This window comes from Streptomyces bacillaris, assembly GCF_003268675.1.
Lineage (GTDB): Bacteria > Actinomycetota > Actinomycetes > Streptomycetales > Streptomycetaceae > Streptomyces > Streptomyces bacillaris.
Map to the genome: position 1 here is coordinate 214,763 of NZ_CP029378.1, position 24,577 is coordinate 239,339.

Annotated in this window: 25 protein-coding genes and 1 pseudogene; 5 read left to right on the forward strand and 21 right to left on the reverse strand. The window is 73.8% G+C overall.

The features are described from left to right. Positions 1–16: 16 nt before the first annotated feature. A complete protein-coding gene (locus DJ476_RS00925; RefSeq protein WP_181006623.1) occupies positions 17–2,626 on the reverse strand; it encodes a SpoIIE family protein phosphatase in 2,610 nt (869 codons plus the stop codon). Positions 2,627–2,723: 97 nt separating this feature from the next. Continuing rightward, on the reverse strand, positions 2,724–3,356 hold the full coding sequence (locus DJ476_RS00930) for a hypothetical protein (protein ID WP_103420140.1): 633 nt from the start codon (positions 3,354–3,356) through the stop codon (positions 2,724–2,726). A gap of 207 nt (positions 3,357–3,563) precedes the next feature. Between DJ476_RS00930 and DJ476_RS00935 the strand changes: the two genes are divergently transcribed. Further along, entirely contained in the window at positions 3,564–4,763 is a 1,200-nt protein-coding gene (locus DJ476_RS00935) for a helix-turn-helix domain-containing protein (RefSeq protein ID WP_112489552.1), read from the forward strand. A 114-nt stretch (positions 4,764–4,877) separates the two neighbouring features. Continuing rightward, a complete protein-coding gene (locus DJ476_RS00940) occupies positions 4,878–5,885 on the forward strand; it encodes a PHP domain-containing protein (protein ID WP_103420136.1) in 1,008 nt (335 codons plus the stop codon). A gap of 15 nt (positions 5,886–5,900) precedes the next feature. On the opposite strand, the gene DJ476_RS00945 is transcribed toward DJ476_RS00940, so the two are convergent. Continuing rightward, positions 5,901–6,092: a DUF6381 family protein gene (locus tag DJ476_RS00945; RefSeq protein ID WP_103420134.1), complete on the reverse strand. Its 192-nt coding sequence runs from the start codon at positions 6,090–6,092 to the stop codon at positions 5,901–5,903. Between the two features lie 167 nt (positions 6,093–6,259). After that, complete coding sequence (locus tag DJ476_RS00950; RefSeq protein WP_112489553.1) at positions 6,260–7,471, reverse strand: FUSC family protein; 1,212 nt, start codon at positions 7,469–7,471, stop codon at positions 6,260–6,262. A gap of 137 nt (positions 7,472–7,608) precedes the next feature. On the opposite strand from DJ476_RS00950, the gene DJ476_RS00955 reads away from it, so the two are divergent. Continuing rightward, positions 7,609–7,791, forward strand: coding sequence for a DUF6480 family protein (locus DJ476_RS00955; RefSeq protein WP_019761308.1), 183 nt, complete (start codon positions 7,609–7,611; stop codon positions 7,789–7,791). Continuing rightward, on the forward strand, positions 7,788–8,456 hold the full coding sequence (locus DJ476_RS00960; RefSeq protein ID WP_112489554.1) for an endonuclease: 669 nt from the start codon (positions 7,788–7,790) through the stop codon (positions 8,454–8,456). Before DJ476_RS00955 ends, DJ476_RS00960 begins: the two co-directional genes overlap by 4 nt. 63 nt (positions 8,457–8,519) lie before the next feature. Here the strand turns inward: DJ476_RS00960 and DJ476_RS00965 are convergent, their stop codons facing one another. From DJ476_RS00965 to DJ476_RS01045, 17 genes and pseudogenes are all read right to left on the reverse strand, one after another. Then, positions 8,520–8,699: a hypothetical protein gene (locus DJ476_RS00965; protein WP_103420128.1), complete on the reverse strand. Its 180-nt coding sequence runs from the start codon at positions 8,697–8,699 to the stop codon at positions 8,520–8,522. 134 nt (positions 8,700–8,833) lie between these two features. Continuing rightward, a complete protein-coding gene (locus DJ476_RS00970) occupies positions 8,834–9,226 on the reverse strand; it encodes a hypothetical protein (protein ID WP_070200254.1) in 393 nt (130 codons plus the stop codon). Between the two features lie 45 nt (positions 9,227–9,271). Then, positions 9,272–10,512, reverse strand: a pseudogene (locus DJ476_RS00975) (hypothetical protein). Between the two features lie 256 nt (positions 10,513–10,768). Beyond that, a complete protein-coding gene (locus DJ476_RS00980; protein WP_103420126.1) occupies positions 10,769–11,512 on the reverse strand; it encodes an FYVE zinc finger domain-containing protein in 744 nt (247 codons plus the stop codon). A 105-nt stretch (positions 11,513–11,617) separates the two neighbouring features. Then, complete coding sequence (locus DJ476_RS00985) at positions 11,618–11,812, reverse strand: hypothetical protein (protein WP_018487623.1); 195 nt, start codon at positions 11,810–11,812, stop codon at positions 11,618–11,620. 118 nt (positions 11,813–11,930) lie between these two features. Continuing rightward, complete coding sequence (locus DJ476_RS00990; protein ID WP_112492399.1) at positions 11,931–12,830, reverse strand: phosphatidylinositol-specific phospholipase C/glycerophosphodiester phosphodiesterase family protein; 900 nt, start codon at positions 12,828–12,830, stop codon at positions 11,931–11,933. A gap of 244 nt (positions 12,831–13,074) precedes the next feature. After that, on the reverse strand, positions 13,075–13,749 hold the full coding sequence (locus DJ476_RS00995; RefSeq protein ID WP_103420124.1) for an ABC transporter ATP-binding protein: 675 nt from the start codon (positions 13,747–13,749) through the stop codon (positions 13,075–13,077). Beyond that, a complete protein-coding gene (locus DJ476_RS01000) occupies positions 13,742–14,743 on the reverse strand; it encodes an ABC transporter ATP-binding protein (protein WP_112489555.1) in 1,002 nt (333 codons plus the stop codon). The genes DJ476_RS00995 and DJ476_RS01000 overlap by 8 nt, the downstream gene beginning before the upstream one ends. Beyond that, a complete protein-coding gene (locus tag DJ476_RS01005) occupies positions 14,740–15,600 on the reverse strand; it encodes an ABC transporter permease (protein WP_019765479.1) in 861 nt (286 codons plus the stop codon). Before DJ476_RS01005 ends, DJ476_RS01000 begins: the two co-directional genes overlap by 4 nt. Beyond that, positions 15,593–16,558: an ABC transporter permease gene (locus DJ476_RS01010; RefSeq protein ID WP_112489556.1), complete on the reverse strand. Its 966-nt coding sequence runs from the start codon at positions 16,556–16,558 to the stop codon at positions 15,593–15,595. The genes DJ476_RS01005 and DJ476_RS01010 overlap by 8 nt, the downstream gene beginning before the upstream one ends. 23 nt (positions 16,559–16,581) lie before the next feature. Then, positions 16,582–18,198 (reverse strand): ABC transporter substrate-binding protein, encoded by a 1,617-nt coding sequence (locus DJ476_RS01015; RefSeq protein ID WP_103420120.1) that lies wholly within the window; start codon positions 18,196–18,198, stop codon positions 16,582–16,584. A gap of 158 nt (positions 18,199–18,356) precedes the next feature. Further along, positions 18,357–18,872, reverse strand: a complete 516-nt coding sequence (locus tag DJ476_RS01020) for a hypothetical protein (protein ID WP_103420231.1) — start codon at positions 18,870–18,872, stop codon at positions 18,357–18,359. A 136-nt stretch (positions 18,873–19,008) separates the two neighbouring features. After that, a complete protein-coding gene (locus tag DJ476_RS01025; RefSeq protein WP_112489557.1) occupies positions 19,009–20,136 on the reverse strand; it encodes an acyl-CoA dehydrogenase family protein in 1,128 nt (375 codons plus the stop codon). Then, positions 20,133–21,323, reverse strand: a complete 1,191-nt coding sequence (locus DJ476_RS01030) for an acyl-CoA dehydrogenase family protein (protein ID WP_112489558.1) — start codon at positions 21,321–21,323, stop codon at positions 20,133–20,135. The genes DJ476_RS01025 and DJ476_RS01030 overlap by 4 nt, the downstream gene beginning before the upstream one ends. After that, the gene (locus DJ476_RS01035) at positions 21,320–22,285 is read right to left on the reverse strand and encodes an NADPH:quinone oxidoreductase family protein (protein WP_112489559.1); all 966 of its coding nucleotides are present in this window, start codon (positions 22,283–22,285) and stop codon (positions 21,320–21,322) included. Before DJ476_RS01035 ends, DJ476_RS01030 begins: the two co-directional genes overlap by 4 nt. A 135-nt stretch (positions 22,286–22,420) precedes the next feature. Beyond that, a complete protein-coding gene (locus DJ476_RS01040) occupies positions 22,421–23,020 on the reverse strand; it encodes a helix-turn-helix domain-containing protein (RefSeq protein WP_070200268.1) in 600 nt (199 codons plus the stop codon). A gap of 70 nt (positions 23,021–23,090) precedes the next feature. Then, positions 23,091–23,825: a PIG-L deacetylase family protein gene (locus tag DJ476_RS01045; RefSeq protein ID WP_103420112.1), complete on the reverse strand. Its 735-nt coding sequence runs from the start codon at positions 23,823–23,825 to the stop codon at positions 23,091–23,093. Between the two features lie 176 nt (positions 23,826–24,001). Between DJ476_RS01045 and DJ476_RS01050 the strand changes: the two genes are divergently transcribed. Further along, complete coding sequence (locus DJ476_RS01050) at positions 24,002–24,577, forward strand: rhodanese-like domain-containing protein (protein ID WP_112489560.1); 576 nt, start codon at positions 24,002–24,004, stop codon at positions 24,575–24,577.

Genomic DNA, 24,577 nt, shown 5'->3' on the forward strand with positions numbered 1-24,577 from the left:
ACGGGGCCGGTGCCCGTCAGGCCGGGTCCGGGGTGCTTCTCGCGCCACCGGGGCCCGGCCCGCGGAAGGTCCGCCACAGGTCGGGCGGGGCGGTGTCGCGGGACGGTGGCGGCGGCTTCTCCGGTGGGTGCGTCCAGCGGGCCGCCAGCAGGATCGCGATGTCGTCGGGGCGGTCCGTGGCCTGCCGGGCCTCCCCGATCACCCGGTTCGCCGTCTCGGCCAGCGGGGCGGAGCCGACGCCCGCGATCGTGGCGCGCAGCCGTTCGATGCCCTCGTCGATGTCGGTCCCGGGGCGTTCGATGAGCCCGTCGGTGAAGAGGGCCAGCATGGCGCCGGGCGCGAGGGTCAGCTCGGTGACCGGGTAGGTCGCGTGCCCGTCGATGCCGAGCACAATGCCGCCGGGCAGGTCGAGCACCTCGGTCCGGCCGTCGGGGTGGCGCAGCACCGGCTGCGGGTGGCCCGCCCGTACGGCACGGGCCCGTCCGGTGAGCGGGTCGAGCACGATGTAGCAGCAGCTGGCGAACTGTCCCGGGTCGAGGTCGATGAGCAGCCGGTTGGTGCCGCTCACCACCTCCTGAGGATCGTGGTTGCTCAGGGCGAACGCCCGTACCGCACTGCGGAGTTGGCCCATGGTGGCGGCCGCCGACACGCCGTGCCCCTGGACGTCCCCGATGACCAGGGCGAGTTCGTGGCCGGTCTCGATGACGTCGTACCAGTCGCCGCCCACCTCCATGTCCTGGGTGCCGGAGAGATAGCGCCCGAGGGTGTCGACCCCCTCCGCCTCCGGCAGCCGGTGCGGCAGCAGGGCGTCCTGGAGCCCCCGGGCGAGCGCCGATTCGCTGTCGTACCGCTGCGCGCGTTGCAGGGCCTGGGCGATGAGCCCGGCGAGGGCGGTCAGGACGGTGCGCTCCTCCGGGCTGAACCCGCGCGGCCGGTCGAAGCCGAGGATGCACGAGCCGACGGGCCGCCCCGAGGCGATCAGCGGCAGGAACGCCCGCGCCCCGACGTCGGTCTCCATCGGGATGCCCGGGTAGGCGTCGGCCAGCCGCTGCATGGACTCGAAGAAGATCGGGCGCCCGGTGGTGAGGGTCTCCACACCCGGGATGGAGACGTCGAGCCCGACCCCGTCGAAGCGGTCGAGGAAGCCTTTGGGGAACCCCGTCTCCCAGGCGAGGTGGAGGTGACGCTCGCTCAGCAGGTAGATGGCGAGCTGCCGGCCGCCGAACGCGGGCAGCAGCTCCTCGGTGACGACGGCGGAGACCTGGCGGGCCGTGACCGCCTCGGTGAGCGCGATGGCCAGGGCGACCGGGCGGTAGAGCGCGGAGGAGCGGTCGGCGGTGGAGCCGATGCCCAGACCGGGCGCGGTGACGGAGCCGGGCGCGTACGCGGGCTGTTCGGTGGCCTGGAAGACCGCGCTCAGCCCGTCGTGGCCCGAGTAGAGGGAGACCGAGAGCCAGACGGAGGGGTCCCGCCGGGCGAGGAAGTGGACGGGTTCGTCGGAGATCAGGGCCGCCCGGCAGTGGTCCTCGTACGCCGGATGCGCGAACCACGGCAGCACCTCCCACACGACATGGCCGACCAGCTCCGCCCGGGGGCGGTCGAGCAGCTCCTCCGCGAGCGCGTTGGCGTAGGTGATACGGCCGATCCGGTCCAGCGAGACGATCCCCCGGGGCAGCCGGTCCGCCGCCTCCGCGATGACGGGCCCGGCGCCGAAGTCGACCACGAAGCCGGTCAGATGGCTCTCGGCACTCTCGCCGTCCGGGTGGGTCCAGCGGCCGGAGAGCTCCAGCAGGTGGTAGCGGCCGTCGGGGCCGCGCAGCCGCATCCGCCGCACCACCGGATCGGCGGACTCCACCGCCTGCCGGGCCAGCGCCCAGAGCCCGTACACATCCTCCGGTACGAGGCGTTCCGCGAGGGCGTCGACGGTGCCGGGGAAGTCCTCCGGTTCGGTGCCGAAGATCGCGCACAGGTCGTCGTCGGCGGTGAGGCCCCCGGAGTGCAGGTCCCAGTCGAAGCTGCCGACCCGCACGGGCGGTGCGGGGGCGGCGGGCAGCTGGACGGGGATCGGCTCTTTCTCCCAGGCGACGGGGAAGGACCGCGACTCCAGGTCCGCGAGCGCGGCCCCCAGTCGGCGGCCCAGGCGCATCAGCCGCTCCCCGACGGCGGGGGCGACCTCCTCGCCGGGGGTGGCGGGGCGCAGGATGGCCAGCACCCCCATGGTGCCGTTCGGGCCGGTGACCGGGACCCAGAGCGAGCCGAAGGGGAACGGCAGCCCCGCCATCAGCTGCGGGAAGCGGCGCATGGCCTCCTCCGCGTCGGCGAGCAGCACGGGCCGCCCGGTGCGGTAGGCCTCGGAGACGGGGAACGGCCGGTTGACGTGCATCCGCCACCAGGGGCGGAACAGCGGCCCCGGCAGTCCGGCGAGCACGGCGAGGCGCAGCAGGCCGGGGGTCCCGGAGCGGAGGTAGACGCCGCCCGCGTACCCCTCGGCGGACTCGACGGCGCTCACGACTCCCTGCGCGAGTACGAGGGACAGCTCGTCCGGTACTCGGCCGCCGTGGTCTCCCCCGGCCGCGGCCCCGCTGCCGGGGAAGGGGGTGGGCCGGGTCGCATCGTGCCGGGTCACACAGTCAGGATCCTCCAGGCCGGGTGGGCAGGCACGTCGGCGGACCGGCCGGGACCCCCTCCGGCCGGTCCGCCGCCCCTGTTCCGCCGTGCCCGGCTCAGTGCAGCTTGGCGACGGCGGTGGCGGTGGTCTTCTTGAACCCCTTCAGCGGGGCGCCGTCCAGGTCACCGAGCTGTCCCCACTCCAGGACGGTCACCGTGCGCCCGTCCCGGCCCACCGCGTGGAGGCCGATGTCGGTGGAGCCGACCTCCGGGTACGAGGTGTCGATGCTGTAGACGTACGCGCCCTCCTCCACGTTCACCCGCCCGTGGTACTTGCTGACGCCCTCGATGCCCGGGTCCTGCTCCTTCATCCGCTCCAGGCAGGTGGCCAGCGCGGTCCGCAGCTCGGCGGCGAGCGCCTTCGCCTTCGCGGTGGTGGGCGCGACGGTGATCGTCTGGCGGGCCCCGGTGTCCAGCTCGGTACGGAAGTCCCGGTGGCGGGTGCCCGCGGCCGGGGTGGTGCCGGCCGTGCAGAAGGAACCGTCCTCGGGCAGCCCCTGCCGTACCGGACCGGCGGTCCAGGGGGTGTGGGAGGCGGGCCACTGCGCGGCGGAGAGGAACGCCGGGGCGGCGGGGGCGGTCCGCGCCGCGGGGGCCGCGGAGACGGGCGCCGTGGACAGCGCGGTGACGGCGAGGCCCGCGGCCGCGGTGGTCAGGAGGGCGGTGCGGAGCGTACGGGTGGTGCGCATGGTGGAACTCCCCGTTCAGGTGGTCGCGGTTGGTCGGGCGGCCGGATCGACCGGCACGGCAACAGACTGGGGCGGGCGCCGGGGCGCCGACAAGGACGACACGGGTTCCGGTCGGCACGGAACCGTCCCACCCCCGCTGACGTGGGTGTTCTCAAGGGGGTGGAACGCCCCTGGGACGGCCTGGGGAGGCCGGGAGGAGGCCGGCGGGTGTCGGACGAGGAGCGGGGCCCGGGCGGGGAGTACGCGCGCGAGGCGTTGGCGGAGCGGCTGCGCGGGCTGCGGGAGGGCTCCGGCCGGACGTACGCGTCGCTGGCCCGCCGGATCGGGGTGAGCGCATCGACGCTCCACCGCTACTGCACCGGGCAGACCGTACCGGCGGAGTTCGCCCCGGTGGAGCGGCTGGCCCGGCTGTGCGGCCGCACGCCCGAGGAGCGGGAGTCCCTGCACCGTCTGTGGCTGCGGGCGGACGCGGAACGGGTGGAGCGGATGGAGGCGGGGGCGGGCGTGGGGGCCGGGGCTGGGGCCGAGGCGCCCCTCGCCGGAGGCCCGCGCCCGCCCGGCGGCTCCGTGCCGCCCGCCGGTCCCGGGCGGCCTCCCGCCTCCGTACCGCCCGCCCCCACCCCCGTACACCGCGACGGGGATCCGCCCGCGCACGCCGGTGCACCGCCCTCCGCCCGCCGCTGGGCCCGGGCGCTCTCGGTGTGCGGTGCCGTCGCCGTGCTGGCGCTCGCCCTGACGGGGTCCCTGCCGGAGCGGTCCGAGGGGCGGGCGGCCGTGTCGGCACCGCCCGCTCCTCCGTTCACCTGGACCAGTGACGATCACGTCTGGAAGTACGGCTGCGGGCACTCCTACCTGGTCGCCCGGCCCCCGGCCGCCGTCCCGCCGCCCCCGGCCGAGGCCGACGCGGAGGGCTGGGCGGCGGCGCTCGGCGCGGTGCACGCGGGTGAGACCGAGGTGCGGATCACCCTCCAGGGCAGGGACGAGCGGGCGGTGGTGCTGGAGGCGCTGCGGATCCGGGTGGTCGAGCGGCGGGCGCCGGCCGACGGACGGGTGCACCGGATGAGTTCCGGGTGCGGCGGGGCGCTCACACCACGGACGTTCGACGTCGATCTCGACCGGGAGCGGCCCGTGGCCCGGTCCGTGCCGGGCAACGACACGGGCGAACCGATCCCGGCGGTCTCCTTCCCGTACCGGGTCTCGGCCTCGGACCCCGAGGTCCTCCTCGTCACCGCGCGCGCCGCCCGGTGCGACTGCGACTGGGTGGCGGAGCTGCGGTGGAGCAGCGGGGGCCGGTCGGGCACGGTACGGATCGACGACGGCGGGCGCCCGTTCCGTACGAGCGGGGCGCCGGGGCGGCCCGTCCACGACTACGACCACGGGGCCGGGCGCTGGGTGGTCGGCCCGTAGACGCACGTCGGGGCCGGTGCGGTGGCCGTACGGGGTGCGGGGCGGCCATCCTGGTGGGAGGCGGCCCGGACGGGGGAACCGGCCGGGCGGCCGACGCTCTCTGTGGAGGTGCCGATGGACCCCGTCACCGCTCTGCGGCGGATCGCGTTCCTGCTGGAGCGCTCGCAGGCCGCCACCTACCGGGTGAAGGCCTTCCGTACGGCCGCCGAGGTCGTGGCCGCGATGGAGCCCGGCGAGGCGGCCGATCGGGTGGCCGCCGGGACCCTGGAGCGGCTCTCCGGGATCGGCCCGCGGACGGCCCAGGTGATCCGGGAGGCCCAGGCGGGCGAGGTGCCCGGCTATCTGGAGCGGCTGGAGGAGGAGGCCGCAGCCGAACCGCCGCCGGAGGCGGGCCGGAAGCTGCTCGCCCGGCTGCGGGGCGACTGCCACCTGCACTCGGACTGGTCCGACGGGGGCAGCCCGATCGTGGAGATGGGCCTCACGGCGGCGGAGCTGGGGCACGAGTGGGCGGTGCTCACCGACCATTCGCCCCGGCTGACGGTGGCGAACGGTCTCTCGCCCGAGCGGTTGCGGGAGCAGTTGGAGGTGGTGGAGCGGTTCAACGAGGAGTGGGCGCCGTTCCGGCTGCTGAGCGGGATCGAGTGCGACATCCTGCCCGACGGCTCGCTGGACCAGGAGCCGGAGCTGCTGGAACGGCTGGACGTGGTGGTGGTCTCCGTCCACTCCAAGCTGCGGATGGACCCGGCCCCGATGACCCGGCGCCTGGAGGCGGCCGTGCGCAACCCGCGGGCCAACGTCCTCGGCCACTGCACGGGCCGGCTGCTGTCGGGGCGCGGCAGGCCCGAGTCACGGTTCGACGCGGACCGGGTCTTCGCCGCGTGCGCCGAGGCGGGGACGGCGGTGGAGATCAACTGCCGGCCGGAGCGGCTGGACCCGCCCCGCCGCCTGCTGCGCCGGGCGGTCGAGGCGGGTGCCCTCGTCTCGATCGACACGGACGCGCACGCCCCCGGCCAGCTGGACTGGCAGCCGTACGGCTGCGCGCGGGCCGAGGAGTGCGACGTACCGGCGGACCGGGTGGTGACCACCTGGCCGGTGGAACGGCTGCTGGAGTGGGCGGCCTGAGCACCCCCACGCCCATCACTTCTGCGGGTAGACGTCTCCGGCGGCCATGCCGCTCTGCTGCTCGCTCCGGTCCCGCATGGACCGGGACTTCTTCTCCAGCCGCTCGCGTTCCTGCGGGTCGCTCGCGCGTTCCGCGGCCTCCGCGAGCTGCTGGGCCTTCTCACGCATCTGCCGCGCCAGGTCGGCGGGTTCGTCGGAACCGCTCATCACCACTCCTCGGATTCTCGGGCCACATCGGTCCTTGTCGGGCTTCCTGTGCTCGCTCGAACAGCGGGAACCGCTGTCCTCAGCGAACCAGCGACCGGAGCCTTCCGCATCCCGCGCGCCCCGCCCGGACGGGTCACGTCCCGGCAGGCGTCACGTCCCGGAACGGGTCACGTCGCGGTCCGGCTCAGCCGCCGCACCAGCGCGCGTACCCGGGGGTGGCGTTCGTGGGCCTCGGACGAGCGCCGGTCCAGCTCCTCTCCGAGCCGCTTCGTCCGCTCTTCGATGTCCAGTTCGTCCAGCACCCGGTCGATCTCCGCCAGCAGGGCCCCGTGCAGCTGCCACTGGCGCGGGTGCTCCTGGACGTCCTCCAGGAGCAGGTCGGCCACCCGGTCCCGGGTGGCGCGGCTGCGGGCGAGCGCTTCTCCGAGCCGGTCCTCCGCCGCCTCGCCGTCGGCGGCGAGCGGGGTGGTGACGAGGACGGCGAAGGCCTCGATGGCGTCCGCGAGCTGGCCGAACAGCTCCTTCAGCAGCTCCGCCACATCCGCCGGGAAGAGCGTCTCCTCGGTGCGGGCCTTCGCCAGGTCGGTGAGGGTGCGGGAGAGGACGCGCAGCACGACCGCGCAGATCTCCAGGGTGTCGAGCCCGGTGCGCAGGACCACCCGGTTGAGCAGCCCATGTCTCACCCTCGGGTTGAGGGTGAGACTTTCCTCCGCCTGGCGGAGCGAGGCGTCGACCTCGACGATGTCGTGGTCCAGCCTGCGGGCTTCGTGGAGGCGGGCCGCCGCCTGCGGGACGGGGTTGTTGCCCGTCACCTCCTCGCCCATGCTGCGGAGCATGGTGCCCATCCGGCCCGCCAGGGAGGCGATCGAGGCGCCCGCCGACCCGACCCAGACGGGCGGGGCGAAGACCAGGTTGAACAGCAGCCCCACCACCGCCCCGATGAGCGTCTCCCAGACCCGGTCCCAGGCGGTGTCCGCGACCTGGGAGACGCCGAGCACGAGCATCGCGCTGATCGCCACCTCGGGGACGAACTCGTTGACCCGCACCAGCCGCCCGATCAGCAGCGAGGTGAAGATGGTCAGCCCGAGGCTCCACCAGCTGAGCCCCACCAGGGAGCTGAAGGCGATGGCGATGAGGACGCCGACGACGACGGAGTTCACCCGGCGGATGCCGGTGGTGAGGGTCGCGTACAGGGTGACCTGGACGACCAGGAGCGCGGTGAGGGGTGCGGTCAGCGGGGCCGGTTCGGGCAGGGCCCAGACGGCCACGGAATAGGCGATGACGGCGGCCGCGGTCGAGCGCAGCGTCTGCACCCCCGCCGGTTCGGTGGTGCGCTGCACGAGTTTGACGACGGGTGCGGGTGCGGAAACTGCGGGCATTCCTTGACGGTGCCCCGTTTTCGCCGCGCCCAGCGTTCTGCGGACGGGGTGCCTCCGTACGGCCCCGTACCGGTGGCGGGGCGGCGGCCGGGCCGGTACGGCGTGCGCCGGGGCGCGGACGGAGAGAGGCTGGAGTCATGGCTGTTCTGCTGAATCCCCCAGGAGAGACGCCCCCCGCCGAGGGCTCGATCGGCGAGGCCCATGAGGAGCGTCCGGACGGCGGTGTCTGGGAGCACCCGGCCGTCTGGATCGGCCTCATCGTGCTCGGTGCGCTGCTGGTCGCCGGGTTCTTCGTCGCGCGGGTCTTCGGGCTGGCATGAGCAGGCGGCGGTCGCCCTCGGCGCGCCGGACCGTCGACGCGCTGGTGGCGGAGTGCGGGCAGACGTACGCGGAGGAGGCGGGCATCCGGCTCAAGGACACCCCGCAGCCCCTCTACCAGCTCCTGGTGCTGAGCCTGCTGCTCTCCGCCCGTATCCGCGCCTCGGTCGCCGTGGCGGCCGCCCGCGCCCTGTACGGCCATGGCCTGCGCACCCCGCGCCGGATGGTGGACGCCACCCGGCAGCAGCGGGTGGACGCGCTGGGCGAGGGCCACTACCGGCGTTACGACGAGCGCACCGCCACCCAGCTCGGGGAGGGCGCCCAGCTCCTCCTGGACACCTGGCGGGGCGATCTGCGCCGGTTGCGCGCGGAGGCCGACGGCGACCGGGACCGGCTGATGGAAGGGCTCCGGCGGGTGCCGGGCATCGGGCCGGCGGGCGCCGACATCTTCGTACGGGAAGTGCAGTCCCTCTGGCCGGAGACCGGCCCCTGGGTGGGGGCGAAGGGGTTGCAGGGTGCCGAGCGGCTGGGCCTGCCCACCTCACCCGGCGGGCTGGCCCGGGCGGCGCGCGGACACGACGGTGCGACAGTCGCGGCCGCGCTCGTCCGGGCGGCGCTGGACAAGGACATCGTGGCCCGGGTCGCTGAGCGGGCCCGTACACGCTGAGGGATCAGGAAGACGCCGGAGGCGCCCGGACCGTACGTGACGACGGTCCGGGCGCCTCTCCGCTCAGCTGTCGGAGGAATCCCGCAGGGCGCGGGCCCGCTCCTCCTCGCGGCGGGCCGCGTCCTGCTCGCGTCGGCCCTCGGCCTTCATCCGCTCGTCGCCGAGGGCGATGCCGTCCGACTCCTTCTTCATGCCTTTCAGCCGGCGCGCCTTGGCGCGGGCTATCTCGCCGCTCCTGCCCACAGCTGCCTCCGTACCGCGAGGAGAATTCGTGCCTCTCCCTCTCCACTATGCCTACGCATACGGCGGAACGCAGGAACCCCCGGTCAAGGGCTCACGGGCAGCGGCCAGGGCTCACGCACAGCGGCCACGGGCCGCTAGAGCACCGGACCACCGTCCTCGTCCTCGGGCCCGCCGGCCTCCACCCGCAGCGCCAGGTCCTGGAGGACGTCGGCCGAGGAGACGTCCGTCTGCCCCGAGTCGTGCACCTGCGCCAGCATCGTGAAGGCGAGGGTGAAGGCGCTCACCAGCTGCTCGACGGCGCCGCCGACCTCCCGCCCGACCACGGTCACCACCTCCTCGACGGAGAAGTCGTCGGGGATGGCGATGTGGGGCATCGTCTCGTTCAGCAGGGCGGTGACGGCGCCCGCCCCCGCGTCCAGGTCTTCCCGTTCGAGGTCCGCCTCCAGCAGGCGCTGCATTTCGCGCGCCTCTGTGAGGATGCCGATCACGCGCTTCACGACTTCCCGTTGCTCCATGGCCGCGAGCATAGGGCGTGCGGACCGGTGACCACGTCCGATCAGCACGCCCGTGGCTCAGGCGGTGTCGCGTACGGCGACGATGCCGTTGAAGACGCCGACGTACGCCGTTCCGTCCGGGCCGATGGTGATGGGCGCCCAGTTGTTGTCGTACGCGGGCCCGGGTGCCGGTCAGTTTCCGCCAGCGGCGCTCGCCGGTACGGAAGTCGACGGCGGTGAGGTACCAGGCGTCGATACCGGGGGCGTTGGGCTCCTTCTCGTAGAAGTAGAGCAGCCCGTTGGCGGTGGAGAGCTTGGGCACGGTGGAGGGAGAGCGGACGGCGCTCTCCCACACGGTGTCGCAGCCGCTGCCGTCGGGCCGTACGTCGATGCGGGTGACACCGCCGACGACGCTGCGGCCCAGCAGGAGCGAGGTGGGGTTCTCGTAGCCGTAGTTGTTCTCGACGACGAGGCTGTTGCCCCAGCTGATCAGGGAGTTGTCGGTGGTGGAGCGGCCGGAGCCGAAGACCGGGACCGAGCAGACCAGACGGCGGTCGGCGGGGGCGTCGGCGCCCCGGCGGAGGACGAGGACGTTCATCCGGTCGTCCGCGTTGTCGGTGATCGCCACGTACTCCTCGTCCGTGCCGAAGAGGTCCGGTGTCGTCCCCGAGCCCTGGTTGACCGAGCCGGGCTTGGTGCCGGTGCCCCGGTCGTAGGTCTGGCGCCACTGGATGCGCGGGATTCCGTCGGGGTCGGCCGTGAGGCTGTACGGGGCGTGGTCGGAGACGATGGAGACGCCGTCCCGGGCCACGGAGAAGGAGTTCTGGATCTCCTCACCGGCCAGCCGGACGGAAGTCGGGCATCACGGAGGTGACGGGGTCGCAGGTGCCGCTGGGGAAGAGGTTGGTCCAGCTCACGCAGTCGTGCGGGACGTGCTCGGTGAGGTCCCAGTCGTCCTCGACGACGAAGTCCCAGCGCGCGTCCGGGTTCTGTCGGTGGGCGATGCGCAGGACGTGCCGGGGGGAGTCGGCGAGGACCACCCGGTCCTGGTCGTCCAGGTAGAAGTAGGCGCCGCCCGAGGTGTTCTTGAAGATCTTCGAGAAGTCGAGGCGGGTGATCGCCTCGACCGTCGACGAGCGCTGCGGCAGCTTGTACTCGGCGAGCGTGTCGAGCGTGCGCGGGTCGAGCAGCTTGAGCAGAAACCCGGTGGAGGTCCCGCAGACCGTGAGCAGCCGCCCGGCCGTGTCGAAGGTGGCGGGGGCGCACTCGCCGCCGACGGGGGCGATCCTCTCGCTGACCACCTCGGGGCTCCGGCCCAAGCGTGACGGAGGCGACGGCGAGCGTCAGGGCCAGGGCGCGGGTGAGCGCACGGCGGTACGGCGGGGGCATCGGGCTTCTCGGTTACGGACGGGGGTCGCGCCGCCGCCCGGCGTTAGGGCGCACCGCTTGAAGTGTCCATGGAAGGCAGAGAGTTTCGCGGAGCCGGCACACCGCCGCAACACCACGCCACGCGCGGCAACGGCCCGCAACACACGGGGCGACGCCCCGACGGACGCTCCGGGCCCCGGGGGGGGCTCAGCGCGTCGGGGGCTTCCGGTGGCCGCGGTTCTCCACCATCGCCCGGCGGATCCGGGCCGCCGCCGCACGCGCGTGGTCCGGGTCGGCGGTGTGGCCCGCGACCGAGGTGACGAACCGGTGCAGCGGCTGCCGGCAGCGGGTGCACGGGGCGTCGGTGGTGGTGAGGTGGCCGTCCTCGCACTCCGGGTCGGAGCAGGAGCCGGGCATCAGCAGCCGCTCGGCGATCTCCTGGGCGCTCCAGCGGCGGCGGCCGTCCTCGTCGCGCTCGTTGAGGGCGTGGGACCAGCGCAGGTTCCACCGGCGTTCGATGCGCTCACGCAGGAGACCGGCGGTGCGCTTGCGCTCCAGCTCCTGGTGGATCAGCTCGTGGACGGTGCTCGGGATCCGGCCGCCGAGGGCCTGGACGAGCTGGTGCGGCAGGGCCTGGAGGACATAGCCGCGCGGGTTGCTCTTGGCGCTCTCCCGCCAGCGGTCGCAGCCGCAGCTGCCGTCGGGGCGCCTGGGGGCGTTGCAGCGGCCGCAGAGGCCGCGGCACTCGGCGCAGAGCCCGCCGTCGAGCCCGTCCAGATGGGGCGCGGGCGCCCGGCCGCACGCCTGGCAGCAGGCGGCACACGGCCCGCAGAGCCGCTCGTTGCCCGCCTGGGTGGTCCAGACGCGCATCTGGCACCGGCAGCAGAGGACGGTGTTGCAGTGCTCGTGGTGGGCGGCGCCCGAGTGCCGGCCGGGGGACGGAAAGGACATCCGCCCATTGTGCTCGATCGCGGGGCGCCGTGCGGACGCCCCGGGGGTACGGGCCCGGGGACGTCCTCACGGCGCACCTGGGAGTACGGGCCCCGGGGCCGATCGTCAGGGGTGCAGGCCGCTGACCAGGTTGGCGGTGGCACCGATCCCGTCGTGGATGGTCGGCGCCATGCTCGTACTGGCCAGCAGGAAGCCCAGCAGGGCGCAGACGATCGCGTGCGAGAGCTTCAGCCCGCCGTTGCGGAGGAAGATCACCGCCAGGATCGTCAGCAGCAGCACCAGTGAGATCGAAATGACCACGGCCAACCTCCTCCGCCGCGCCTGATTTGCGGCATTCGGCCGCCAGTGTGGCGCAGCGGGGCGGCCGTTCGGCGCACTGGCGTGTCCGCCGAACGGGTACTCCCGCGCGGTGAGGGGGTTACGGAGTCAGGGCGGCGCCCGCACGGGCGCGGAGGAAGCGTTCGAGTCCGGCCAGGTCGTCGGTGTTGAGGTGGTCGACCCCGGCGGCCAGGAGTTCGCCCCAGACGGCATCCCGGGCGGGTCCCGGCAGGTCGGGGGTGGCCCAGAAGCGGATGCGGCGGCCTTCGCGGTGGGCGGTGGCGACGAGCGCGCGGAGCCGGTCGCGCTCGGCCCGGGGGAAGGGCCCGACGCCGGACCAGCCGAAGGTCTGGGTCCAGTTGGCACTGATGAGCGGGGCGAAGGAGGCGGGGGCGGGCGTGCCGAGGTCGTCGAGGCGGCCGTCGTAGAACGCGAGGCGCGTGCGCTGGGACTCCATCGGCACACGGGCGGCGCGGTCGCCGGAGATGACGGCGGTGACGGCTCCGGGGCGGACGCGGCCGTGGTGGTAGCGGGTGAAGAGGGAGCCGTGGCGGGTGAGCTGCCGGTCGAGTTCCCGGTAGGCGGCGACGCCGTCGGCCTTGATGTCGATGAGGAGTCGGAAGGGTGCGCGGTGGTGCGGGTACACGCTGCCGTGGCCGGCGCGGACGAGGGCGCGTAACGGTTCGAGGTAGAGCGCGGCGAGCGTGCGGCGCGGGTCGAGTCCGGCGGGCTCGTGCGCGACGAGCAGCTCACCGTCGACGAGGAAGATGTCCGCCTCGACGCTGGTGAACCCGTGCGCGAGGGCGTCGTGGAGGGGGCGGGGGTGGAGATAGTCGTTGTGCGCGTGGGCGTGCCGGAGGGGCCGGGTGCGTGGGCGGGGCCGGGACGGGCGCCCGACGGCGGCCGGGGACGCGGCGGCCACTCCGGCGGGAGCGGCGATCACCGCGGCGGCGGTGGCCAGCGTGACGGTGAGGGCGCGGCGGCGGGTCGGGGCGGGCAGGGCTGACGGGGCTTCCATGGCGGCTCCCTGGAGCGGTCGGCCGGGCGGAGGGCCCGGGACGGGCCGGACGCGACGAGTATGGGCCGGACGACCCGGATAGGTCAGGTACCTGCCAAGTGTTGGCGTGATGGCCTCGGTCCCGTCGCCCGCCGTCCTCCCGGCTGCCGGAAGAGCCCGACCGCCGGAAGGCCCGACGGGTGAGAGGCCGTCAGGCCGTCGGGTGAGGGCCCGGCGGGCGGGCCCGTCACCCCACCGGCACGCGCTCCACGCTCCGCTCACCCCACCGGACCGTCCGGTCGCACCAGCGCTCCAGGAGAACCCGGTCGTGGCCCACGGCCAGCAGTGCGGCGCCGGACTCCGTCCGGTAGGCCTCCACCACCGCGACCAGGGCGGCGGTCGTCGAGGCGTCGAGCATCGCGGTCATCTCGTCGCAGATCAGCAGCTTCGGCCGCAGCACCAGCGCCCGGGCCAGGCAGGCGCGCTGGAGCTGGCCGTCGCTCACCGCGTGCGGGCGGCGCTCCAGCAGTTCGGCGGAGAGGCCGACCAGGGAGGACAGCTCCGCCACCCGCCCGGGGACCTCGCGGCGGCGGCCGGTGGCGCGGAGCGGCTGGGCGATGAGTTCGCGGAGGCTGAGGCGGGGGTCGGCGGAGAGCCGGGGCTGCTGGAAGACGACGCCCACGGTGGTGCGCCGCTCCTGCGGGGCGCGGTGGCGCCAGCCGCGTACGACCGTGCCGTCCAGGGTCATGGTCCCGGCGTCCGGGCGGTGCAGCAGGGCGGCGACCCTGGCCAGGGTGGACTTGCCGCAGCCGCTGGGGCCGAGGAGTCCGACCGCCTCGCCGTGGCCGACGCTCAGGGAGACATCGCGGACGACGGGGTCGCGGCGGTCGTACCCGGCGGTGATGCCGGTCAGCTCAAGCATCGGCGGCCTCCTTCACGAGGGAGTGCGTGCGGTCGGTCAGCCCGTGGTGACAGGCCAGTCCGCCGGTGAAGGCCGGGCGCTCGGTGGTGCAGCGGGCGTCCGCGCGGGCGCACCGGGCGGCGAAGGTGCAGCCGTCGGGGAGCGCGCCGAGTTCGGGCGGCATGCCGGGGATCGGCGCGAAGTCCCGTTCGGGCAGGGCGTCCAGCAGCCCCTTGGCGTACGGGTGGCGGGGGCCGGGCGCGCCGAAGAACGGCCCGGCGTCGGCGATCTCCACGATCCGGCCCGCGTACATCACCGCGACCCGGTCCGCGATCCGCTCGGCCGCCGCCAGGTCGTGGGTGATGATCAGCAGCGCCCTGCCCTCGTCGGTGTGGCGGCGCAGCTCGTCCACGGTCCGCTCGACGAGGTCCCGGTCCAGGCCCGTGGTGGGCTCGTCCGCCAGCAGCAGCGGGGCGTCCCCGATCAGGGCGAGGGCGGTGGCGGCGCGCTGGGCGAGACCGCCGGAGAGTTCGTGCGGGTAGCGGTCCAGGTGGCCGGCCGGGAACGAGGCCCGGGCGGCGGCCTTCTCGGCCGCCTCCCGCACGGCCGCGGCCCCCCGCACCCCGGTCAGCTCGCGGAGGGTCTCCTCCAGCTGGGCGCGGACGGTGCGCACGGGCGTGAGATGGGCGGCGGGGCTCTGCGGTACGAGGCCGATGCGCCGCCCCCGTACCGTACGGGCCAGCGTCCGCTCCCCCGCCGTCAGCAGGTCGGTCGCCCCGCCGAGCACCGCACTGCCGGTGGTCTGCGCGTTGGCCGGGAGCAGGCCGAGCAGCGCGGAGGCGAGCACGGACTTGCCGCAGCCGCTCTCTCCGACGAGGGCCAGGCACTCCCCCGGCGCGACGGAGAACCGGGCGTCGGTGACGGCCGCGATGTCCCGGCCGCCGCGCATCCGGAAGCGTACGGAGAGGTCCTGGACATCAAGGACGGCGGGACCCGGGGTGTGGTCGGCGGTCACAGCATCAGCTCCGATTTCCGGCGCGGGTTGATCCGGTCCCGCCAGGCTCCGGCCAGCCCCGCCAGGGCGAGGGTCGGGATGATCAGGAAGAGACCGGGGAAGAGCGTCGGCCACCAGTCCCCCGCGAGCAGCGAACCGCGCGCGGACTGGACGAGGTTGCCCAGGCTGGCCTGGTGGGCCGGGAGGCCGAGACCGAGGAAGGAGAGCGCGGACTCGTGCCACATGGCGTGCGGGACCATGAGGACCGCCGCGAGCCCGGCCTGCGGGAGCACCCCGGGCAGCAGGTGGCGGACGACGACCCGGCCCCGGGACGCGCCGCCGGAGACGGCCGCGTCGATGAAGGGGCGCGAGCGCAGCGAGAGCACCTCGGAGCGGACGATCCGGGCGGTGGAGATCCAGTGGGTGAGGGCCACCGAGATGATCACCGGCCAGACGCCGGGCCGGAACATGGCGACGATGAAGATGCCGAGCAGCAGATGCGGGATCGAGGACAGGGTGTCGACGACCCGCATCACGATCCGGTCCGCCCAGCCGCCGAACGCCCCGGCGAGCGCGCCGATGGCCGTGCCGATGACGGTGGCGGTGAGGGCGGCGACCAGGCCGACGAGCAGCGAGACGCGGAGCCCGTAGACACAGCGCAGCAGCAGGTCGCGGCCGACGTCGTCGGTGCCGAAGGGATGGGCCCAGGACGGCGGGTGGAGCTTGTTGGAGAGGTCGACGGCCTGCTCGTCGAGCTGGGCCAGCGGCGGCACGATCAGCACGGCGAGCGCGACGGCGACGACGATGGTCACGGAGGTGACCACCCGGACGCGGCGGGTGGTGCGGCCCGGCAGCGGGGCGAGTGCGGTCTCAGCCATCGAAGGCCACCCGGGGGTCGGCGAGCCCGTAGAGCAGGTCGGAGAGGAGGTTGCCGAGCAGGACGGCCGCGGTGGCGAGCACCGTGAGCGCGGCCAGCAGGGAGAAGTCCACCGAGGTGGCGGCCTCCACGGTGGCGGCGGCGATGCCGGGCCAGCTGAAGACGGTCTCGATGAGGAGCGCCCCGGTGATGAGTTCGGGGACGCGGGAGCCGATCAGGGTGAGCATCGGGAGCATCCCGGAGCGCAGGCCGTGGCCGAGGAGCACCGTGCGCTCGCTGAGTCCGCGGGCGCGCGCTCCGCGCACGGGGTCTTCCGCGAGGGCGTCTATGACCCCTTGGCGTACGTACAGGAAGAACCACGGCAGCTGGGAGATGCCGAGGACGGCCGCGGGCAGCACCAGGTGGGAGGCGACCTGGCCGAAGGTGACCACGTCGCTGCCCGCGTCGGTGAGCCCGCCGGCCGGGAGGACGCCCAGCTTCAGGGCGAAGAGCCAGATGGCGAGGAGGCCGAGCCAGAAGGCGGGGGCGGCTTCCAGGGTGTACGCGGCTGAGCTGACGGCCCGGTCGAGCCAGCCGCCGGGCCTGCGCGCGGCGAGGACGCCGAGCGCGGTGCCGAGGAGGATGGCGATGAGGAAGGCGGAGGTGGCGAGCAGGGCGGACCAGCCCATGCGTTCGACGATCACGTCGGCCACCGGCTGGCGCATCACGCTGGAGTCCCCCAGGTCGCCCTGGAGGGCCGAGGTCAGCCAGTTCCACCAGCGGGCGACGAGCGGCTGGTCCACACCGAGGTTGGCCCGGAGCTGGTCCAGGTTCTCCTGCGATGCGGTCAGCCCGGCGGTGCCCGCGTACGCCTTGACCTGGTCGAAGGGGGACGCGGCCGCGACGGCGAAGACGCCGAAGGTGACGGTGAGGAGGACCGGGACGGCGAACAGGGCCCGCCGTCCCGTCATCCGTGCCATCGGCCCCCAGGGGAGGCGGGGCTTCACTTCTTCGTGTCTCCGGTGTTCTCGGTCTTCCACTTCTCGACGTTCCACCAGGGGCCGGAGGCCAGGCCGTGGTCGTGCGGCTCGACCTGGGTGGTGAGGGGGCCGAAGCGGTCGTCGACGACGTAGAGGTGGTCGATGTGGGTGAGGAAGGTGTAGCCCGGGTTCTTCACCAGCTCGCGCTGGACGGTGTCGTACGCCTTCTTCCGCTCGGCCTTGTCCCCGCTCTTGCGGCCCGCCTCGATCGCCGCGTCGACGGCCTTGTTGTCGTACCAGGCCATGTTGTTGAAGCCGTCACCCGCGAGGGAGGACTTCAGCAGGGTGTACTGGTCGAAGTCGGGGTCGGCCGGGGAGCCGCCGCCCGCGAGCACGGCGTCGTGCTTCATCCGAGGCTCGATGACCTCCCAGGTCCCGGCCTCGGTGCGGATGTCGATGCCCGCCTTCTTGGCGTCGGAGGCGTAGGCGAGAGCGTGCTCCTGACGGAGCTTGTCGCCGCTGAGGTACCAGAGCGGGAAGGTGGCGCGGACGCCGTCCTTCACCCGGATGCCGTCCTTGCCCGGCTTCCACCCGGCCTCGTCCAGGATCTTCTGGGCGGCGGCGAGGTCGTGCTTGCGCTCGGTGCCCTGGGTGAACCACTCGCTGTCGGTGGGGACGGGCCCGTAGGCGGGCTTGCCGCTGCCGTTGAGGATGGCGTCGACCATGGTCTGGCGGTCGACGGCGACATCGAGGGCGCGGCGCACGGCGATGTCGCCCGCGACCTTGTTGTTGGTGGGGAGCGTCACCGTGCGGTAGTCGTAGCTGTTGGCCGCGTAGGTCTTCTTGCCCTTGTCGCCCGCGAAGCCCTTGGCGAGGTTGGGCGGCAGGATCGCGCCGTCGAGGTCGCCGGAGCGCAGCCGGGTGGCGCGCACGTCGTCGTCCTTGATGATCGCCATGGTGAACTTCTTCACCTCGGGTTCGCCGCCCCAGTAGTGGGGGTTGGCGGTGAAGCTGAGCTTCTCGCCCTTGGACCAGTTGGTGAGGACGTACGGTCCGGTGCCGACGGGCCGGGTGGTGAAGGCGCCGGTGTTGACGTCCTGCTTGCCCGCGATGTGCTCGGGGGCGATGGGCAGGACGGTGCGCTGGGCGAAGGGCGCGTAGGGGTACTTGAGCGTGAAGACGACGGTGTCCTCGCCCTTCGCGGTGACGTCCTTGACGGCGTCCAGCTCGGTGCGGGAGGGGTTGTTGGTCTTCGCGTCCAGGATGGTCCGGTAGGTGAAGACGACGTCCTTGGCGCCGAACGGCTTGCCGTCGCTGAACTTCACGCCCTGGCGCAGCTTGTACGTGTACGTCAGCCCGTCGGCACTGACCTCGGGGAGGGCGACCGCGAGGGCCGGCTGGAGCTTCATGTCGGCGTCCAGCGTGAGCAGCCCGTCGAAGATCTTCGAGTTGCCGTCCTTGCCGTAGCCGAGCAGGGGGCTCAGGCTGTCGGGCTCGTAGGCGATGCCGACCACGGCCGAGGTGGTCGCGGTCCCGGAGCCGCTCTTGGGGCTGTCCGGGTTGGAGCAGGCTGCCGCGGTCAGGGACAGTGCGGTCACCAGCGTGGCGGCGACCGCCCCGCGTATCGATCGGGCCGTCATACTCTGCACATCCCTGTTCAAGATCGACTGTTTTTGCGAACGGTATGCAATTAAACAGGATGTAAAAGGCCCTGGTACACCCCGCCTCGACAGACGAGACGGGGTGCACCAGGGCCGGTGCGACAGGGGATGGCTTTTCGGAGGCCGGCCTCGCCCGGCTATAGCGAGGCTTCGGCCAGGTCGATGGTGAGCACGTCCTCGTCCCTCGTCAGGTGGTCGATCCTGATCGAGCCGGCCGCGCCCTCATAGGTCCCCGTCCCTCCGGTGATCGCGAAGACGTGGGACCACGGCTGGGCGTTCACCGGGGACTCGGTCACGGCGGGAAGCGGCCGCTGGAAGGCCGTGGCAGCCGTGATCAGGCCGTCGTCGAGGCTCAGGACCAGCGTCGCCAGGACGGACGAGCCGTCCAGCCCGACGACGACCGGCAGGCAGTGCGCGTTCTCGGTGCCCACGCTGTCGCCCTGTTCGTCCGACAGCTCGTACCGGACGAAGTACGGGACGCCGACCGTGAGGACCTCCGGGATGTTCGCGCCCGTGCGCCTGCCGGTCAGGGTGATCCGGCGGGCCACCCTGGGCGCCGCGTGGGCGGCCCCGCCCGCCCCGGCGACCAGTCCCCCGGCGATGGTCGCCGCCGAAGTCAGCCGCAGAACGCCCCTGCGATCCATGTTCGTCATCGCCTGCCTCACACCCTTGCCGGTCGTGTCCGCCGAGCGCACGCGCGCCCCACGGACCAACGCCCACCGGGGCGGAACGGGTCGCCTCGCACGCGCACACCACCGGATCGGACGAGTGGGCGGAGGCGATCACGCCCTACGGCGCGGGCAGCTCCACCAGCTCCGCGACGGCCTCCCGGTGGGTGCCCGCCGAGCCGTAGGCGATGGAGTCCGCCTTGGCCCGCTTCAGATACAGGTGCGCCGGGTGCTCCCAGGTCATGCCGATGCCACCGTGGAGCTGGACGCACTCCTCGGCCGCGTGGACCGCGACGCCCGAGCAGTACGCCTGCGCCACCGCGACCGCGAGCGGGGCGTCGGGGCTGCCGGTGGCGAGGGCGTCGGCGGCGTTGCGGGCGGCGGCGCGGGCCGAGACGACCTCCAGCCAGAGCTGTGCCATCCGGTGCTTGAGCGCCTGGAACGAGCCCACGGGCCGGTTGAACTGGTGCCGTTCGCGGGTGTACCGCACGGTCTCGGTCAGACACCACTCCGCGATCCCGAGCTGCTCGGAGGCGAGCAGCCCGGCCCCGGCGAGCAGGCCTCGTTCCACGGCGGTGGCGCTCGCTTCCGGCGCGGCCAGCAGGGTGCCGGTCGCGACGGAGAGGGTGAGGGTGGCGAGAGGGCGGGTGAGGTCGAGCGGTACGAGGGGCTCCACCGCCGCTCCGGGGGCCGTGGCCTCGACCGCGTACAGCCCTTCGGCGGTCGGGACCAGCAGCACATCGGCCACGGCCGCGTCCGCGATCCCCCGGACCGTACCGTCGAGCGTGGCGAGGGCGGCCGCCGGGTCCGCGGGCGGGGTGGCGAAGGGGACGGCGAGCACGGCCGTACGGGCCCCGGAGGCCAGCTCGCCCAGGAGGGCTGCGGCCGGTCCGCCGTCCCCGGCGAGGGCGAGCAGGGTCTCGGTGGCCACGACGGAGCTGGTCAGATACGGAGCCGGGGCGACGCTGCGCCCCAGCTCCTCCAGGACCACGGCGGCCTCCCGGTGGGACGCGCCCTGGCCGCCGAGCTTCTCGGGGACGAGGAGCCCGGCGGCACCGATGCCGGTGGCGAGGGCCTCCCAGAGGCGGGGGTCGTACGGCGTGTCCGCCTCGGTCGCCGCGATCACTGTCGGCGCGGCGGCCCGGTCGGCGAGGAGAGCGCGGACGGCGGAGCGCAGGTCCTCCTCGTCCTGGGAGTAGAGCAGATCGGGGGTGGCGGGCTGGGGCTGCGGCTCGGTGCGCGCGGTCATCGGCTCAGGTCCTTCCAGGCGACGTCCTTGTCGTTACGGGGTTCGGCGGGCAGCCCGAGGACGCGCTCGGCCACGATGTTCAGCAGGACCTCGCTGGTACCGCCCTCGATGGAGTTGCCCTTGGAGCGGAGGTAGCGGTAGCCCGCGTCCCGGCCGGTGAAGTCGACCAGCTCCGGGCGGACCATGGTCCAGTCGCCGTACAACAGCCCTTCGTCACCGAGCAGTTCGACCTCCAGGCCACTGATCTGCTGGTTGAGGCGGGCGAAGGCGAGCTTCATGCCAGAGCCCTCGGGGCCGGGCTGTCCGGCGACGAGCTGCTGGCGCAGCCGCTCCCCGGTGAGCCGGGCGACCTCGGCCTCCACCCAGAGGGTGAGCAGGCGTTGGTGGGTGTCGTGGGTGCGCAGTTCGGGGCGCTCGCGCCAGGTCCGCGAGACGGGGCCGATCATGCCGCCCTCGCGGGGGATGCGGGAGCCGCCGATGGAGACGCGCTCGTTCATCAGCGTGGTCTGGGCGACCTTCCAGCCCTCCCCTACCGGGCCGAGCCGGTGGCTGTCGGGGATGCGGACGCCGGAGAGGAAGACCTCGTTGAACTCGGCCTCGCCGGTGATCTGGCGCAGCGGCCGGACGTCGACGCCCGGGTCGGTCACGTCGCAGATGAAGTAGCTGATGCCCCGGTGCTTGGGAAGGTCCGGGTCGGTGCGGGCGATGAGGATCGCCCAGCGGGCCGCATGGGCACTGGACGTCCAGACCTTCTGCCCGTCCACCACCCAGTCGTCGCCGTCGCGGACCGCCCGGGTGGCGAGGGCGGCGAGGTCGGAGCCGGCGCCGGGCTCGCTGAAGAGCTGGCACCAGACCTCCTCCCCCACCCACAGGGGGCGCAGGAAGCGCCGCTTCTGCTCGTCGGTGCCGAAGCCGAGGATGGTGGGGGCGGCCATGCCGAGCCCGATGCCGATGCGGCGCGGGTCGTTGTCGGGGGCGTCGGCGGCGGCCAGTTCGGCGTCGACGGCCTGCTGGAGGGAGCGGGGCGCATCGAGCCCGCCGAGCCCCTCCGGGTAGTGGACCCAGGCGAGGCCCGCGTCGAACCGGGCCTTGAGGAAGTCGGTGCGGTCGGTGGTGGCGGGCGGGTGGGCGGCGAGCAGGTCGCGGGTGCGGCGGCGGAGTTCGGCGGCGTCGACGGCGGGGCTCATCGGGCGCCTCCCGGCAGGACGACGATCCGGCCGGTGCTGGTGCCGTCCGCCACGCGTTGCACGGCGTCGGCGGCCCCGGTCATCGCGACACGCTCGCTGACCAGTGGCTTCACGATGCCCTGCGCGGCCAGCTTCGTCAGCTCGTCGTGGCAGGCGCGGACGGCGGCCGGGTCGTGGGTGTTGTAGAGGCCCCAGTGCAGCCCGACGATCGAGTAGTTCTTCACGAGGGCGTGGTTGAGCGCGGGGGCGGGGATGTTGCCACTGGCGAAGCCGACGACGAGGACCCGGCCCTCGAAGGCGATGCACTTGACGGACTTGGCGTACGCGTCGCCGCCGACCGGGTCGTAGACGACGTCGGCGCCGCGCCCGCCGGTGGCCTCTTTCACGGCAGCCACGATGTCCTCGCTGCGGCGGTCGATGACCAGGTCGCAGCCCAGTTCGCGGGCGACGGCCGCCTTCTCCGGTCCGCCGACGACCCCGATGACGGTGGCGCCCGCCGCCTTGCCGAGCTGGACGGCCGCACTGCCGACCCCGCCGGCCGCCGCGTGGACGAGCAGGGTCTCCCCGGGCTGGAGGCGGGCGCGGCGGTGGAGGCCGAACCAGCCGGTCTGGTAGCCGATGTGGAGCGCGGCCGCCTCGGCGTCGTCCAGCGCGTCGGGGGCGGGCAGCAGGGCCGCCTCGTCCGCGACGACGTACTCGGCGAAACCGCCGTACGGCAGGGCCGGGGTGGCGAGGACGCGCCGCCCGTCCTCCGTGGTGCCGCACACCTCGACGCCCGGGGTGAACGGCAGCGGGGGCCGCACCTGGTACTGGCCCCGGCAGAGCAGGGCGTCGGGGAAGTTGACGTTCGCCGCGCTCACCCGGACGAGCACCTGCCCGTCACCGGGGGTGGGCCGGTCCGTCTCCTCCAGGCTCATCACCTCGCCCGGCTCGCCGTTCCGGTGCACTCGCCATGCCTGCATGAGGGGGCCTCCACAACACTGTCGGCACTTGTCGGCAGCAACCGCTGCCGCTGTCGGCACTACCACTGCCGCTGGGCATACTAAGCGGTCGCTTGCCTCCCTGGGAACACCTCGGCACGGCCGACGGCAGCACCCTCACCCCCGCTTCGGCTTCGCCCGTACGTGCATCCGCTCCCCCTGCGGCCCGAACAGGCTCAGGAACTCCACCGGCTTGTCCTCCGCGGGCCCGAACCAGTGCGGCAGCCGGGTGTCGAACTCGGCGGCCTCGCCCGGCTCCAGCACGAGATCGTGCTCGGCCAGGAGCAGCCGCAGCTTCCCGGAGAGCACGAAGAGCCACTCGTACCCCTCGTGCGTCCGCTGCTCAGGCTCCTCGCCACTCCCCGCCTCCTGCACCATCTTGTACGCCTGGAGTCCGCCGGGCCGGGCGGTCAGCGGCACCATCGTCCGCCCGTGCCGCACGATCGGCTTGGCACGCACCCGGGGGTCCCCCACGGGCGGGGCGCCCACCAGGTCGTCGAGCGGGACCTCATGTGCGCGGGCGATCGGGAGCAGCAGCTCCAGGCTGGGGCGACGGCCGCCGGACTCCAGCCGGGAGAGCGTGGAGACGGAGATTCCGGTGGCGGCGGAGAGCGCGGAGAGGGTGACCCCGCGGTCCTTGCGCAGGCGGCGCAGCCGGGGGCCGACCCCGGTGAGCACGGCGTCGAGTTCGGGGTCGTCCCGGTCGTGTTCCTTCATGGGGCCATTGCAGAATCGGCAACTGGCTTTGTCAATCCCGCCCACTCATGGCGGCTTCGGCCCGGCCCGGTCAGTGGGCGAAGACCTCGAAGGTGACGGCCGGCCGGCCGCCGAACCGCTCGGCCTCGGCGCGCACCATGCCCTCCAGGAAGGAGCGGCAGTACTTCTCCGGCGCCTCCTCGGTCAGCGCCTCGATGTAGGTGCGGTGTTCGAGCAGCGACCGCACGGAGCGCTCGAACCCGGCCGTCGCGTCCACCGCGTGCGTGGGCCGGTCGCTGCCCGCCACGGCGCTCCAGCGCACCCCGCCCCACGGCTCCAACCCCTGTTCGGTCAGCTCCGGGAAGATCCACCGGTTGCCCGCGTCGGCCACCGCGTCCAGCGTGGCCCGGCCGACCGCCCGGTGGTCGGGGGTGTTCCAGGCGACCCCGCCCCAGGTGTCGCGGTGGTTGAGGGTGACGACGAGTTCGGGGCGGTGGCGGCGGATGGCGGCGGCGATGTCGCGGCGCAGCGCGGTGCCGTACTCGATCACCCCGTCCCGGTGGTCGAGGAACTCGACCGTGCGGACTCCGACGACGGCGGCGCTCGCCCGCTGCTCCCGTTCGCGCAGCGGGGCGCACTCGGCGGGCGGCAGGCTGTCGATCCCGGCCTCGCCCCGGGTGGCGAGGAGGTAGACGACCTCGCGGCCGCCGTCGGTCCACGCGGCGACGGCGGCGGCCGCTCCGTACTCCAGGTCGTCGGGATGGGCGACCACCGCGAGGGCGCGGCTCCAGTCGGTGGGCAGGGGTTCGAGTCGCTGCTGGGTCATACCGGCAGGCTACCGACGATCATGCGAGGGGGCCGTGACCGGCGGGTCTCCGGGTAGGGGAGGGGAATGCGGGCCGGCCGTACGGTGCTGGAGAAACGTAGTGGCCGGTGCTGGGGACACGTGTAGAGTCCCAGCCCTCCCGCCGTCCGCCCGGCCGTCGAAAGGAATCCCCACCCGTGACCAGCCCCGCCTCCCTCTCCCCCGCCCAGGCCGCAGCCCGTCTGGAGGAGTTCACCGTCATCGACGTACGGGCTCCCGGCGAGTACGCCGCCGGCCATGTGCCCGGCGCCCTGAACATCCCGCTCGACAAGCTGCCCGAGGCCCTGCCCGCCCTCAAGTCGGCCTCGGCCCGTGGTTCGCTGCTGGTGGTGTGCGCCTCCGGGGTCCGCTCCACCCGGGCCTGCGAGATCCTGGCGGGCGCGGACATCGAGGCCCTGACGCTGACCGGCGGCACCTCCGCCTGGGAGGGCGACGGCCGTGGCCTGGACCGGCCGGAGGGCGCCCGCGCGGTCTGGCCGATGGAGCGGCAGGTGCGGCTGGCGGCCGGTTCGCTGGTGGTGGCCGGGCTGGTGGCGGGCATCCGCTTCCCGGCCGCGCGCTGGCTCTCCGCCGGTGTCGGTTCGGGCCTGGTCTTCTCGGCCGTCACCAACACCTGCGGCATGGCCTCCGCCCTGTCGAAGCTGCCGTACAACCGGGCCTCGCGCTCCGGCACCACGGACCTGGACGCCACGCTGGAGGCGCTGCAGCGCTGA